This is a genomic window from Actinosynnema sp. NPDC059797 (assembly GCF_042732085.1).
Taxonomy (GTDB): domain Bacteria; phylum Actinomycetota; class Actinomycetes; order Mycobacteriales; family Pseudonocardiaceae; genus Actinosynnema.
Window position 1 is genome coordinate 1 of the sequence record NZ_JBHWIE010000204.1, and the last position, 13,703, is coordinate 13,703.

Below are 13,703 nucleotides of genomic sequence, written 5' to 3' on the forward strand. Positions count from 1 at the left end.
CGACCCTCCCGGCCGGCGGCGGGTCGCCCGCGCCGACGTCGACGAGGCGACGGGTCGGCTCGCCGCGCTCCTGCGCGAGGAACGCGCCGACGTGCTGCTCGGCTACGACGCCAACGGCGGGTACGGCCACCGCGACCACGTCAAGGTGCACGAGGTGGGCCGCCGGGCGGGCGAGCTGGCCGGCGTGGGTGCGGTGCTGGAGGCCACGATGCCCCGCGAGGCGGCCGAACGCCTGATCCGGCTGGTGCGCGTGCTGCGCATCCCGTTCCGCTACGACGTGGACGCGCTGCGCGAGGCGTTCAGCGCCCGCGCCGACATCACCCACCGGGTCACCGTGCGGCGCTTCGCCCGGCAGAAGCAGGCGGCGCTGGCCGCCCACCGCTCGCAGGTGAGCGGGAACGGGCGGCTCGCCCCGGTCATGCGCGCGCTGGTCCGGATGCCCCCGTGGCTGTTCGGGCTGGTGGCCGGGCACGAGTGGTACGTCGACCCCGCCAGGACCCCGACCCCGCGACCGCTCACCGACGTCTTCGGGAGCTGACCGCCCGCGTTCCCGAGGCGCCCGCCCGCGTCCCGAGGGGCCCGGACAGCACCCCGCGTGACGTCCCGGGTCGCACCTGTCGAAGCGTTTCACCCGCCCGGCCTGTTGTCTTCCCGCCGCCCGCGCCCTACCGTGCGAAGTCGAAGCGCTTCGATGACGAGGGGGCTCGGCGGCGTCCCCGCGGCGGAGGGGACCTCATGCGCGGAAAACTCCTGGTCGTCCTGGTGGCGGCCCTGACGGTGGCGGCGGGGTGCGGTGGCTCCGACGACGCCGGCGACCCCAACACGCTGACGCTGTGGCACTACGAGGGACCCGACAGCGCGATGGGCATCGCCTGGGCCGAGGCGATCAAGCGGTTCGAGGAGTCCCACCCCGGCGTGACCGTCAAGTTCGAGGAGAAGGGCTTCGAGCAGGTCCAGAAGACCGCGCCGATGGTCCTCAACTCCTCCGACGCCCCCGACGTCATGGAGTACAACAAGGGCAACGCCACCACCGGCCTGCTGTCGAAGCAGGGCCTGCTGACCGACCTGAGCGACGAGGCCGCCGAACGCGGCTGGGACCGCGAGGTGGGACCCGCCGCCGGCGTCACGTCCCGCTACGACGAGCGCGGCGTCATGGGGTCGGGCAAGTGGTACGGCGTCCCCAACTACGCCGAGTACGTGACGGTCTACTACAACAAGACCATGTTCGACCAGCGGGGGCTGGCCGCGCCCACCACGCTGGAGGAGCTGACCGCCGCGATGGCGGAGTTCGCCGCCGAGGGCGTCACGCCGCTGGCCCTGGGCGGCGCCGAGTACCCCGCCGCCCAGCTGCTCTACCAGCTCGCGCTGACCAGGGCCGACCGCGACTGGGTCGACCGGTTCCAGCGCTACACCGGGAAGGTGGACTTCCACGACCGGACCTGGTCGTACGCCGTGGAGACCTTCGCCGCGTGGCTGCGCGAGGGCTACCTCGACGAGGACTCCGCCGGGCTCAAGGCCGAGGACATGGGCCTGTCGTTCATCCAGGGCAGGCACCCGATCATGATCAGCGGGAGCTGGTGGTACGGCCGGCTGCGCTCGCAGGTCCGGGACTTCGAGTGGGCCACCGCGCCGTGGCCCGGCATGACCGCCGGGTCGGGCGGCAACCTGTGGGTGGTGCCCGCGGGCGCGAAGAACAAGGAACTGGCCTACGACTTCATCGAGATCACCCTGTCGCAGCCCGTCCAGGACCTGCTGCGCGACTCCGGCGGCGTCGCGCTCGCCCCGGGCGACGCGCCACCGGCCGACCCCGGCGTGGCCGCGCTCAACGAGGGCTTCCGCGAGCTCAGCGCCGCCGACCGGTTGGCGTTCTACCCGGACTGGCCGGTGCCCGGCTTCTACGACGCGCAGGTCACCGCCGTGCAGAAGCTCATCACCGGCGAGCTCCAGCCGCACGAGGTGCTCACCGAGCTGGCCGACTACTACGAGGAGAACCTGGCGGGCGTCGGCGGATGAGCCCGGTTCCCGCCGCGGTCCGCGACCGCGGGTCCTACCTGCTGTTCCTGCTGCCCGGCGCGCTGCTGCTGCTCGCGGTGGTGCTCGTGCCGTTCGGGATGAACGTCGGCATCAGCCTCACCGAGTGGACCGGCGCGGGCGACCCGGAGTGGGTCGGCGCGGAGAACTACCGGCGACTGCTGACCGACGGGGTGTTCTGGGCGTCGTTCCGGCACAACGTCGGCCTGGTCGTGGCCATGGCGATCCTGCCGACCCTGGCCGGGCTGCTGCTCGCCGCGGTCCTGTTCGACCACGTCGCCAAGCACTTCGGCCCCCGCGCGGCGGGCGTGCTGCGGGCGTGCGTCTACCTGCCGCAGGTGCTGCCCATCGCGGTCGCCGGGATCGTGTGGAGCTGGGTGCTGGCGCCGCGCGACGGCGCGCTCAACGAGGTGCTGCGCGCGGTCGGCCTGGAGTCGTTGGCGCGCAACTGGCTGGGCGACCCGGACCTGGCGCTGTGGACGGTCATGGGCGTGCTGCTGTGGATCCAGGTCGGCTACCCGGTGGTGGTCTTCATGGCCGGGATGCGGCGGATCGACCCGTCGCTGCACGAGGCCGCCGAGCTGGACGGCGCGTCCTGGTGGAGCAGGTTCCGGCACGTCACCGTGCCGCAGCTGCGCCCCGAGATCTTCGTCGTGCTGCTGACCTGCACCATCGCCGCGCTCAAGGTGTTCGCCCCGATCTACGTGCTGACCAGGGGAGGGCCCGGCGGCGCGACCAACGTCCCGTCGTACTACTCGTTCCAGAACTTCTTCGAGAAGACCAAGGTCGGCTACGGCGCCGCCATCGCCACCGTGCTGACGGTGCTCGTGCTGGTCCTCACGGCGGTGTTCCTGCGCGTGCAGCAGCGGGGTGAGGACCGGTGAGGCGGCACGCGGTGCTGTGGTCGGTGGTCCTGCTGGCCGCGGTGATGCTCACGCCGTTCGCGCTCGTGGCGCTCAACGCGGTCAAGACGCCCGAGGACTACGCCACCGGCGGCCCGCTCGGCCTGCCCGGCGAGGTCTCCCTGGACGGGATCATCGCCTTCTGGGAACGCGTCGACTTCGGCGAGAAGCTGCTCAACAGCGTGGTGATCAGCGGGTCGGTGGCCGTGCTCGCGGTCGTGGTGTCGGTGTGCAACGCCTACGCGCTGGGCATCGGCCGGGTGCGCGGCAGGCTGTGGATCCTGGTGGTGTTCCTGATCGCCAACACGCTGCCGCAGGAAGCCCTGGTCTACCCGCTGTACTTCCTGACCAAGGAGGTCGGGCTCTACGACACCAAGACGGCCGTGGTCATCGTGTTCACGGTGATCCAGGCGTCCTTCGGCACCTACCTGCTCACCTCGACGCTGGGCGGGTTCCCCCGCGAGCTGCTGGAGGCGGCGCGCCTCGACGGGGCGAACAAGTGGCAGACCCTGCTGCGGGTCGTGGTGCCGGTCAGCAAGCCGACGCTGGGGGTGCTGTTCGTGTTCTTCTTCATCTGGACGTGGAACGAGTTCTTCCTGCCGCTGGTGCTGCTGATCTCGAACGACAACCAGACCGTGCCGGTGGCGCTGGGCGTGCTCCAGGGCCAGCGGATGATGGACGCCACCACGACCAGCGCCTCCGCGCTGCTCGGCGTGGTGCCGGCCATCGCCTTCTTCCTCATCTTCCAACGCGCGTTGACCCGCGGTATCACGGCAGGAGCAGTCAAATGAAGTTCACCGACGGGTACTGGCTGCTGCGTCCGGGCGTCGAGGGCGCCTACCCGGTCCAGGTGCACGACGTCACCGCGGGTGACGGCGAGGTGGTCGTGCACGCGCCGACCAGCCCGATCCGGCACCGCGGCGACACGCTCAAGGGACCGCTGGTCACCCTGGGCCTGACCGCGCCCGCGCCGGACGTGGTCGGGGTGTCCATCACGCACTTCAGCGGCGGTGTGGACGGTCAGCCGGCGTTCGAGGTGGCCGTCGACCCCGCGCACGAGGCCAAGGTCGTGGACGACGACGCCGGTGTGGAGCTGACCTCCGGCGCGCTGTCGGTGCGGGTGCTGCGCGGCGAGGAGTGGCGGGTGGACTTCACCGCGGCCGGGCGCACGCTGACCAGCAGCCGGACCAAGGGCATCGGCCTGATGACCGCCGAGGGGCGCCACCACGTGCGCGAGCAGTTGGTCCTGGGCGTCGGCGACGTGGTCTACGGGCTCGGCGAGCGGTTCGGGCCGCTGGTGCGCAACGGGCAGGCGGTGGAGGTCTGGAACGCCGACGGCGGCACCAGCAGCGAGCAGGCTTACAAGAACGTGCCGTTCTTCCTCACCAACGCCGGGTACGGGGTGTTCGTCAACCACCCGGGCCGGGTGTCGTTCGAGGTCGGCTCGGAGGCGGTGTCCCGGGTCCAGTTCAGCGTGGAGGGGCAGTCGCTGGAGTACTTCCTGATCTACGGTCCCACGCCGAAGGACGTCCTGCGCAAGTACACCGCGCTCACGGGCCGGCCCGCGCTGCCGCCCGCGTGGTCCTACGGGCTGTGGCTGTCCACCTCGTTCACCACCTCCTACGACGAGGAGACGGTCTCGGGGTTCGTCGACGGCATGGCGGAGCGGGACCTGCCGCTGAGCGTGTTCCACTTCGACTGCTTCTGGATGCGGGAGTACCACTGGTGCGACTTCGAGTGGGACCCGCGCACGTTCCCCGACCCGGTGGGGATGCTGGAGCGGTTGCGGGCCAGGGGGCTGAAGGTCTCGTTGTGGATCAACCCCTACATCGCGCAGCGCTCGCCGCTGTTCGCCGAGGGCGTCGAGGGCGGCTACCTGTTGCGCAGGCCCGACGGCGGGGTGTGGCAGTGGGACCTGTGGCAGCCCGGCATGGCGCTGGTGGACTTCACCAACCCCGCCGCCCGAGCCTGGTACGCGGCGAAGCTGGACGCGCTGCTGGCCCAGGGCGTGGACTGCTTCAAGACCGACTTCGGCGAGCGCGTCCCCACCGACGTGGTCTACCACGACGGCTCCGACCCGGAGCGGATGCACAACTACTACACCTACCTCTACAACCAGACCGTGTTCGACGTGCTGCGCAAGCGGCTCGGTGACGACGAGGCCGTGGTGTTCGCCCGTTCGGCCACGGTCGGCTCGCAGCAGTTCCCGGTGCACTGGGGCGGCGACTGCGAGGCGACCTACGAGTCCATGGCGGAGAGCCTGCGCGGCGGCCTGTCGCTGGGCCTGTCCGGGTTCGGGTTCTGGAGCCACGACATCGGCGGTTTCGAGGGCACCCCGTCGGCAGCGCTGTTCAAGCGGTGGACCGCGTTCGGCCTGCTGTCCTCGCACAGCAGGTTGCACGGCAGCTCGTCCTACCGCGTGCCGTGGCTGTTCGACGAGGAGGCCGTGGAGGTGCTGCGCCGGTTCACCAAGCTGAAGCTGGGCCTGATGCCCTACCTGGACCGGGCCGCGCGGCAGGCCGCGAACGAGGGCGTGCCGGTGATGCGGGCGATGGCGCTGGAGTTCCCCGACGACCCCGGCTGCGCCCACCTGGAGCGGCAGTACATGCTCGGCGACTCGCTGCTGGTCGCGCCGGTGTTCTCCGACGACGGCGACGTGTCCTACTACGTGCCCCCGGGCACGTGGACGCACCTGCTCACCGGGGCGGTCGTGGAGGGGCCGCGCTGGGTGCGGGAGCGCTGCGACTTCCTGACCGTGCCGCTGCTGGTGCGGCCGGACACGGTGCTGCCCGTGGGAGCGGTCGACGACCGGCCGGACTACGACTACGCCGAGGGCGTCACGCTGCGGGCCTACGGGCTGTCCGACGGCAGGCACTCGGTGGTGGTCGGCGGTTCGACGTTCCGCCTGGTGAAGCGGGGCGACCGGATGTGGGTCGAGGTGGCGGACGCGCCGGCGCGGTGGCGGCTGCTGCTGGTCGGCGCGCGGTCGGTGGACGTCGTCGGCGGCGGGACGGCGCACGCGCACCCGGACGGGGTGCTGGTGGACGCCGGGGGCAGCGCGGTGACGGTGGAGGGGATCCGGTGAGGGCGTTAGGGGTCGTGGTGGTGCTGCTGGCCTCCCTGCTCTCGCCCGCGGCGGCGTCGGCGACCGCGTCGGCGACCGCGTCGGCGACCGCGTCGGGCGGCCACGAGGTGACCTACGACCGGTACTCGCTGATGGTCGACGGCGAGCGGGTCGTGCTGTGGTCGGGGGAGTTCCACTACTTCCGGCTGCCCAGCCCGCGGCTGTGGCGGGACGTGCTGGAGAAGATCCGCGCCGCCGGGTTCAACGGCGTGTCGCTGTACTTCCACTGGGGCTACCACTCGCCCGCGCCGGGCTCCTACGACTTCACCGGCGTGCGCGACGTCGACCTGCTGCTGCGCACCGCCGAGGAACTCGGCCTGTACGTGGTGGCCCGCCCCGGTCCCTACATCAACGCCGAGACCAGCGGCGGCGGGTTCCCGGCGTGGCTGAAGACCGTCCCCGGGCGCGCCCGCTCCAGCGACCCGGGCTACACCGCCGCCTACCGGGAGTGGCTGGACCACCTCAACCCGATCATCGCCCGCCACCAGGTCACCCGGGGCGGCTCGGTGATCGCCTACAACGTGGAGAACGAGTACGCGGTCAACGTCGACGCCGCCTACATGGAGGACCTCCAGGACCAGGCGAGGGCGGCCGGCGTCGACGTGCCGATCGTGCACAACAACTGCTGCAACGGCGACCTGGCCAACTGGTCGTCCGGGCGGGGTGCGGTGCAGATCCCGGGCGTGGACGACTACCCGGTGGGCTTCGACTGCCGCGCGCCCGACGCGTGGGGGCAGGCAGAGGGCGTGACGCGCAGGTTGCGCGACGACGGGCCGGTCTACGCGGCGGAGTACCAGGCCGGCGCGATCGACCTGCACGACGCCGGGTACGACGCGTGCCGCGACCTGACCGGGCCTGACTTCATGAAGGTGTTCTACAAGTCCAACGCCATCGGCAGCGGCGCCACCATGTTCGGGTACTACATGGCCTACGGCGGCACGTCCTGGGGTTGGCTGCCGCAGCCCAACGACGTCTACACCTCCTACGACTACGGCGCGGCGATCACCGAGTCGCGCCGACTGACGCCGAAGTACGACGAGTTCAAGCGCCAGGGCTACTTCATGACCACGGTCGCGCCGCTGGCGAAGACCGACCCGTCGCCCGCGCCCGTGCCCGCCGACCCGGCGGTGTTCACGCAGGCCCGGTCCAACCCGGACACCGGCACGCAGTTCGTCCTGGTCCGGCACCCGGACCGGCGCACGGACGCAGACGTGGCCACCGAGCTGGACTGGTCCACGCCGGACGGTCGCTACCGGGTGCCGGTGCGGGTGGCCGGGCGGGACGCCAAGGTGCTGGTGGCGGGCTACGACCTGGGCGGTCAGCGCCTGGTGTGGTCGAACTCGGAGGTCCTCACCCACGTGGAGGTGTCCGGGCGCGACGTGGCCGTGCTCTACGGCCGGGACGGCGAGCAGGGCTCCACGGTGCTGCGCTACGGCTCGGAACCGACCGTGCGGGTGCTCGACGGCGCGGTGCGGGCCTCCTACGCGGGCGGCGACCTGAGGCTGGACTACACCCACTCCGGCCTGGCCCGGGTGCTGGTCTCGGGCGGTGGCCGGCCGCCGCTGCTGCTCCTGCTGGGCACGGACGAGACCGCCGCGCGGTTCTGGCGGCTGGACACCGAGCGGGGGCCGGTGCTGGTCCGGGGCACCGCCCTGGCCCGGTCCGCGGCGGTGGTCGGCGACCGGTTGGTGCTGCGCGCCGACACCGACCGGGCGGACGAGGTGGAGGTGTTCGCCCCGGTCGGCAGGCTCAGCGCGGGCGGGCGGGCCGTGCACGTGCGCCGCACGCCGAGCGGGTCGCTGCTGGGTTCGCTGCCCGGCCCCGAGCAGGTGCGCCTGCCCGAGTTGACGGACTGGCGCCACCGCGCCGAGGCGCCGGGCGCGGGCGGGTCCGGGTGGGTCACGGCCGACAAGACGACCACCGCGAGCCCGATCAAGCCGAAGACCCTGCCCGTGCTGTATTCCGACGAGTACGGCTTCCACCAGGGCAGCGTCTGGTACCGGGGCCGGTTCACCGCCACCGGGACCGAGCGGGTGGTCTCGGTCAACGCCATCACCGGGCGGCGCGGCGTGTACCTGGTGTGGCTCAACGGCCGGTACCTCGGTTCCGCCGCCGGCGGCACGGAGTCGGACGCGGAACCGGTGAACCCCGACCCCGGTCGCGGCGACTTCGCGGTGCCGGAGGGGCTGCTGGCGGCCGGGCGGCCGGCGACGCTGACGGTCCTGGTGGAGAACATGGGCCACAACGACGACTGGACCGCCGACGACGTGCGGCACAAGCAGCCGCGCGGCCTGTTCGGCGTGGTGGTGCAGGGCTCGTCCGCGCCGATCTCGTGGGAGGTTCGCGGTTCGCGCCCGGACGACGGCGAACGCGGCCCCATGAACGTCGGCGGCCTGCACGGCGAGCGCGAGGGCTGGCACCTGCCCGGCAACGCCCGGGGCTGGTCCGCGCCGCCGCCCGTGACGCGGCCCGGGGTGTCCTGGTACCGCACGACGTTCCGGCTGGACCTGCCGCGCGGGCACGACGTGTCGGTGGGCCTGAGGTTCGAGGGCGAGCCCCGGCGCGACCACCGGGTGCTGATCTTCGTCAACGGCTGGAACATGGGCCAGTACCTGGGCGGGCTGAGCCCCCAGCGCGACTTCGTGCTCCCCGAGGGGGTGCTGGCCGAGCACAACACGCTCACCTTCGCCGTGATCGCCACCGAACAGCTCGAGGGCGGTCCCGGACCGGTGCGCCTGGTGACCCTGGGCAACCACCGGACCGGCGCGGACCGCTGACGCGCGCTACCCGCCGCGTCGCGCGGTCCGCACCCCGTGCCCGACCACGCCGAGGACGATCAGGGCGCCGATGAGCTGGAGGCCGGGCGAGTCGTCGGCCCCTCCGAAGATCACGGCGGCGATCCCGACGGCGAGGGCGAGGAAGGCGAGGAGGTAGTTCACGGGGTCTCCGCCCAGGGGCGGGACCCACCGGCGGCGCTCGGTGTTCATGCATCGAATATCGCTCGCAACCTATCGAAAGTCAATAGGTGCGGGTGGTGGTCAGGCCGGTGGGCCGGTGCTGCCCCGCACCTCCAGCCGCGGGGGCAGCAGCCGCACCTCCGGCTCCGCGTGGCCGTCGAGCTGTCGCATCGCCAGCTCGACGGCCAGCTCGCCCAGCTCGGCCGCCGGGATGTCCACCGAGGTCAGCGGCACCTCGTGGGAGCGCGCCAGGTCCGGCGGGCACACCGCGAGCACCGAGACGTCCAGCGGCACCCGCCGCTCGCGCCGCGCCAGCTCCGACAGCAGCGGCCCGAGGACTGCCTCGTTGTGCACGACCAGGCCGGTCACCGCGGGTCGGCGGGCGAACAGGTCGTCCAGGCAGTCGCGCAGCCCGTCGTAGGTGGGCACGCACGCCAGCGCGGCGGCCCGCACGCCGCGGTCCGCCGCCTCCCGCTCGAACCCGCGCAGGAACCGGCCCGCGTAGCTGGTGCCGCGCCGGTAGACGACCGGGGACGGTCCGATCAGGGCGACGTGCCGGTGACCGAGGTCGGCCAGGTGCGCCACGCACGCCGCGCCGGCCGCGGTGAAGTCCAGGTCCACGCAGGTCAGCCCCGTGCGGTCGTCCGGGACCCCGATGAGCACCGCGGGCCGCTCCAGCGACCGCAGCACCGGCACCCGCGGCTCGTCCGCCTCCACGTCCATCACCAGGATCGCGTCGGCCAGGGCGGAGGCCGCGACCCGGTCCAACCCCTCCGCGCCCTCGTCCGCGGTCAGCAGCAGCACGTCGTGGTCGTGGGCGCGGGCCGCGGCGGCGGTGGCGCCGACGAACTGCATGACCACGGGCACGTTCAGGTCCGCGCGCAGGGGTGCGACGAGCGCGATCACGTTGGTGCGGCTGCTGGCCAGCGCCCGCGCGCCCGCGTTGGGCCGGTAGCCCAGCTTGCGGATGCTGCGGTGCACCTTGCGCCGCGTCGTCTCCGAAATCGTGCGCTTGCCGGACAGCACGTAGGACACGGTGCTGGGCGAGACGCCCGCCGCGCGCGCGACATCGGCGATGGTGACCACCCGGTTGATCATAGGTGGACGGGCGTCCGGGGCGGCTCACGCCACGGGCAGGTCGAGGTCCACGGTGCGGCGCTGCGGGGTGACCACCACGTCGGTGGCGTGGGCGACCTCGGAACCCGGCGGCAGCACGGTGAGGACGTAGCCGCCCAGCGGTGGCAGCGGCAGCGCGTAGCGGCCCTGCCGGTCGGTGCGCGCGTGCTCGGCGGTCTCCCCGGCCGGGCTGGTGAGGGTGACCAGGGCGTCGGCGACCGCGGCGCCGTCGTGGCGCACCACGCCGACCAGCTCCCGCCGGTCGCACAGCACGATCCGCCGCGGCCGGTCCGTGCCCAGGTCGAGCACCTCGGAGCGGGGCGACCAGCCGTCCGCCGAGCACACCACCAGGTAGCGGCCCGGACCCGGCAGGGCCGCCGACCACGTGCCGGTGTGGTCGGTGCGGGCCCAGTCGACCCGCCGGCCGCGCAGGGTCAGCACGGTGACCACGGCCAGTCGCACCGGGTGGCCGTCGGGCGTGACGACCTCGCCGCGCGTCACGACCTCCTCGGTCTCGTCGCGGGCGGGGGAGGGGACCGAGGTCACCTCGCGGCCGGGCAGGGCGGTGGCCAGCAGGGCGGCCAGCACCGCCGCCGTGGCGGCGATCCAGGAGACCCACGCGAACGCGGCGGCGGTCGGCGCGACCACCCCGGCGGTGGTGACCGCGCCGGCGGTCAGGACGGCGGCGACCACGGCGCTAGAGGAGGACGTGCCGATCGAGCGCACCAGGGTGTTGAGGCCGTTGGCGGCGGCGGTCTCGGTGATCGGGACGAAGCGCATCACCAGGATCGGCATGGCGGCGAACGCGATGGCCGTGCCGACCGAGATGATCGTGGTCCCGGCGACCAGCTGCCACAGCTGCCCGGTGAGCAGGGCGCGCAGGGCGTAGCCGACCGCCATCACCAGCGAACCGGCCAGCAGCGTGACCCGGGCGCCGTAACGGCGGGTGACCGCGGCCGAGACCGGTGCGAGCAGCACCATGACCAGGCCGCCGGGCAGCATCGCGAGACCGGCCGCGGTGGGCGTCAGGCCGAAGCCGACGCCGGTGGCCTCGGGCAGCTGGAGCTCCTGGGTGCTGACCAGCAGGTTGGCGTACATCGCGAAGCCCGCGAGCAGCGACGCCACGTTGGTCAGCAGCACCGGGCGGCGGGCCGAGGTGCGCAGGTCGACCAGCGGGTTGCCCACCCGCAGCTCCCACGGCGCGGCGACGGCGAACCCCAGCACCGCGATGCCCAGGCACAACAGGGTGGGGCGGCTGGTCCAGCCCCACGCCGAGCCCTTCGAGATCGCCAGCAGCAGGCTGGTCAGCGCCACCGACAGCAGCACCGCGCCCACCAGGTCGAAGCGCCCGGGGCTGCGCACCGAGGACTCCGGCACGACCAGCAGCACCGCGGCCAGCATCACCACGCCCATCCCGGCCGAGACCCAGAACAGCGAGTGCCAGTCCAGCGCGGTGGCGATCGCGCCGCCCAGCGGCAGCCCGGCCGCCGCGCCGATGCCCAGGGTGGCGCTCATCAGCGCCACGGCCGCGCCGACCCGCTCCTTCGGCAGCTCGTCGCGCATGATGCTGATGCCGACCGGGATCAGGGCGGGCGCGAAGCCCTGGAGGGCCCGGCCGACCATCATGCCGCCCAGCGAACCGCTCAGCGCGCACACCACCGAGCCGACCACCAGCACGCCCAGGGCGAGGGCCATGACGAGCCGCTTGCCCATCATGTCGGCGACCTTGGACAGGATCGGCGTGGCGACCGCGCTGGTCAGCAGCGTGATGGTGACCAGCCACGAGGCGTTGTCGGCGGTGGTGCCGAGCAGGGTGGGCAGCTCGGGCAGCAGCGGGACCACGAGCGTCTGCATGAGCGACACGACGGTCCCGCACAGGCTGAGCACGGCGATGACGAGTCCGACGGGGCGCTTCACACCCGGAACATTAGCGTAGCGAAGTAATGTCGGTCGCCGATGGGCCGGACGCGCCCCTGGGCTGCCCCGGAAGGTCGTCGGTCGAACGCACCACACCGCAGCGTTACCACGCCGCTACTTTCTGTCTCAGGGGCAACGTCACGCGAGAGGCGGCCGATGGGCGACGACGGTGGCATCAGCAGGAGGACCCTCCTGTCCGGCGCGGGGCTCGCCGTCGCCGGCGGGCTGGTCACGACGGGCGCCGCGAGCGCCGCGAGCTTCTACAACCCGTTCACCGCCTACCGGATCACCGGCACCTGGGAGCAGCACCGCTCCCGCGGGTCGCTGGGCGGCATCGACTACGGCATGGCCGTGGGCACCCGCCTGCCCGCCGCAGGCGGCGGAGTGGTGACCAACACCCCGGACAACGGCACCGGTGGCCACACCGTCACCATCCGGCACGACAACGGCTACCGCACCCAATACCTGCACCTGTCGCAGTTCCTGCTGGCCAACGGCACGCGCGTGGGCACGGGCGGCGTCGTCGGCCTGTCCGGCGGGCAACCCGGCGCACCGGGCTCGGGCTCGTCCACCGGCCCGCACGTGCACTGGCACATGATCGACCCGGGCGGCACCCGCATCAACCCGCTCACCTACCTCGCCGGCATCGGCGGCGGACTGCCCAAGACCGGCACCGAGCAGGACGGCGTGCCCGGCGCGGTGTTCTGGCAACGGGCGCAGAACTGGCTGCGGCTGGAGGCCGGGTACACCGGTCCGGTCGACGGCGTGCCCGGCGCCAACACCTACGCGGCCCTGCAGCGCGCACTGCGGGCCTACGGCTACACCGGCCCGATCGACGGCGTCCCGGGCCCCAACACCTGGGCGGCCGCGCAGCGCCTGGCCGCCCGCTGGGGCTACACCGGACCCGTCGACGGTGTGATGGGGCCCAACTCGTGGCGCGGCCTCGCCCGGTTCCTCAACCAGGACCGCTACGACTGACCGCGGCCCTGTGACGCGCCGCTCGGCCCGCGCGCCCGGTGCTCGGGCGGCCGATGACGTAAGTTTGGTGCCGTGCGGACCGAGCGGCCGAGCAGGCACCACGGCGGCCCGAACGCCAGGACGAGGGCATTGCTGGTGTTCACGGCCCTCGGCGCGCTGCTCGCCGCCCTGCTGCACGACCCCGGCGCCTCCGTGACCGGACGCCCCGTGGCCGCGCCGGCGGGCACCTCCACGTCCCCGCCACCGTCCTCGTCACCGTCGCGCACGGCCGAACCCGCCCCCGCGCCCGACCCGTGCGCGGTGAAGGCCGAGGCCCTGCCCCTGCGCGCGCGGCTGGCCCAGCTGCTCATGGTCGGCGTCGACCCGCGCGGCACCGCGGACGCGCTGCGGGTCGTGCAGGCCGAGCAGGTGGGCGGCATCTTCATCGGCGGCGAGGACACCGGCCTGCTGACCGGCGGCCTGGACGCGGTGCGCGCGGCGGCGGCGCTGCCCCTGATGGTCGCCGTCGACGACGAGGGCGGCCGCGTGCAGCGGGTCGACGCGCTGGACGGGTCCCTGCCCAGCGCCCGGCGGATGGCCGCGGACATGACACCGGAGCAGGTGCGCGCCCTGGCCCGGGACCGGGCGCGGGCGCTGCGCGCGCGGGGCGTGAGCATGGACCTCGCGCCCGTGGTGGAC

Annotated in this window: 11 protein-coding genes; 8 read left to right on the forward strand and 3 right to left on the reverse strand. The window is 73.2% G+C overall.

The genetic code is table 11. The features are described from left to right. The 6 genes from ACFV4N_RS30485 to ACFV4N_RS30510 all read left to right on the forward strand — a co-directional run. On the forward strand, positions 1 to 538 hold a 538-nt coding region (locus ACFV4N_RS30485), incomplete at its 5' end, for a PIG-L deacetylase family protein (protein WP_499676073.1). 197 nt (positions 539 to 735) lie between these two features. Further along, positions 736 to 2,013 carry an ABC transporter substrate-binding protein gene (locus ACFV4N_RS30490; protein WP_499676074.1) on the forward strand — a complete coding sequence of 426 codons (1,278 nt, stop codon included), beginning with the start codon at positions 736 to 738 and terminating at the stop codon, positions 2,011 to 2,013. Then, positions 2,010 to 2,915: a carbohydrate ABC transporter permease gene (locus ACFV4N_RS30495; protein WP_499676075.1), complete on the forward strand. Its 906-nt coding sequence runs from the start codon at positions 2,010 to 2,012 to the stop codon at positions 2,913 to 2,915. Before ACFV4N_RS30490 ends, ACFV4N_RS30495 begins: the two co-directional genes overlap by 4 nt. Next, on the forward strand, positions 2,912 to 3,724 hold the full coding sequence (locus tag ACFV4N_RS30500; protein ID WP_499676076.1) for a carbohydrate ABC transporter permease: 813 nt from the start codon (positions 2,912 to 2,914) through the stop codon (positions 3,722 to 3,724). Before ACFV4N_RS30495 ends, ACFV4N_RS30500 begins: the two co-directional genes overlap by 4 nt. Next, positions 3,721 to 6,018 (forward strand): alpha-xylosidase, encoded by a 2,298-nt coding sequence (yicI, locus tag ACFV4N_RS30505; RefSeq protein WP_499676077.1) that lies wholly within the window; start codon positions 3,721 to 3,723, stop codon positions 6,016 to 6,018. The genes ACFV4N_RS30500 and yicI overlap by 4 nt, the downstream gene beginning before the upstream one ends. Continuing rightward, on the forward strand, positions 6,015 to 8,834 hold the full coding sequence (locus ACFV4N_RS30510) for a beta-galactosidase (protein WP_499676078.1): 2,820 nt from the start codon (positions 6,015 to 6,017) through the stop codon (positions 8,832 to 8,834). Before yicI ends, ACFV4N_RS30510 begins: the two co-directional genes overlap by 4 nt. 6 nt (positions 8,835 to 8,840) lie before the next feature. Here the strand turns inward: ACFV4N_RS30510 and ACFV4N_RS30515 are convergent, their stop codons facing one another. From ACFV4N_RS30515 to ACFV4N_RS30525, 3 genes are read right to left on the reverse strand one after another with little or no spacing between them, the layout of a single operon-like run. Continuing rightward, positions 8,841 to 9,044, reverse strand: a complete 204-nt coding sequence (locus ACFV4N_RS30515; RefSeq protein WP_499676079.1) for a hypothetical protein — start codon at positions 9,042 to 9,044, stop codon at positions 8,841 to 8,843. Positions 9,045 to 9,095: 51 nt separating this feature from the next. After that, positions 9,096 to 10,100: a LacI family DNA-binding transcriptional regulator gene (locus ACFV4N_RS30520; protein ID WP_499676080.1), complete on the reverse strand. Its 1,005-nt coding sequence runs from the start codon at positions 10,098 to 10,100 to the stop codon at positions 9,096 to 9,098. 36 nt (positions 10,101 to 10,136) lie between these two features. Further along, positions 10,137 to 12,047: an MFS transporter gene (locus ACFV4N_RS30525; protein WP_499676081.1), complete on the reverse strand. Its 1,911-nt coding sequence runs from the start codon at positions 12,045 to 12,047 to the stop codon at positions 10,137 to 10,139. Between the two features lie 156 nt (positions 12,048 to 12,203). Between ACFV4N_RS30525 and ACFV4N_RS30530 the strand changes: the two genes are divergently transcribed. Both ACFV4N_RS30530 and ACFV4N_RS30535 read left to right on the forward strand, forming a co-directional pair. Then, positions 12,204 to 13,025 (forward strand): peptidoglycan DD-metalloendopeptidase family protein, encoded by an 822-nt coding sequence (locus ACFV4N_RS30530; RefSeq protein WP_499676082.1) that lies wholly within the window; start codon positions 12,204 to 12,206, stop codon positions 13,023 to 13,025. A gap of 72 nt (positions 13,026 to 13,097) precedes the next feature. After that, a partial coding sequence (locus ACFV4N_RS30535) for a glycoside hydrolase family 3 N-terminal domain-containing protein (protein WP_499676083.1) occupies positions 13,098 to 13,703 on the forward strand: 606 nt, incomplete at its 3' end.

Coding starts and splice junctions, on each gene's coding strand:
- ACFV4N_RS30490 (WP_499676074.1), top strand. CDS start 736: ATGCGCGGAAAACTCCTGGTCGTCCTGGTGGCGGCCCTGACGGTGGCG.
- ACFV4N_RS30495 (WP_499676075.1), top strand. CDS start 2,010: ATGAGCCCGGTTCCCGCCGCGGTCCGCGACCGCGGGTCCTACCTGCTG.
- yicI (WP_499676077.1), top strand. CDS start 3,721: ATGAAGTTCACCGACGGGTACTGGCTGCTGCGTCCGGGCGTCGAGGGC.
- ACFV4N_RS30515 (WP_499676079.1), bottom strand. CDS start 9,044: ATGAACACCGAGCGCCGCCGGTGGGTCCCGCCCCTGGGCGGAGACCCC.
- ACFV4N_RS30530 (WP_499676082.1), top strand. CDS start 12,204: ATGGGCGACGACGGTGGCATCAGCAGGAGGACCCTCCTGTCCGGCGCG.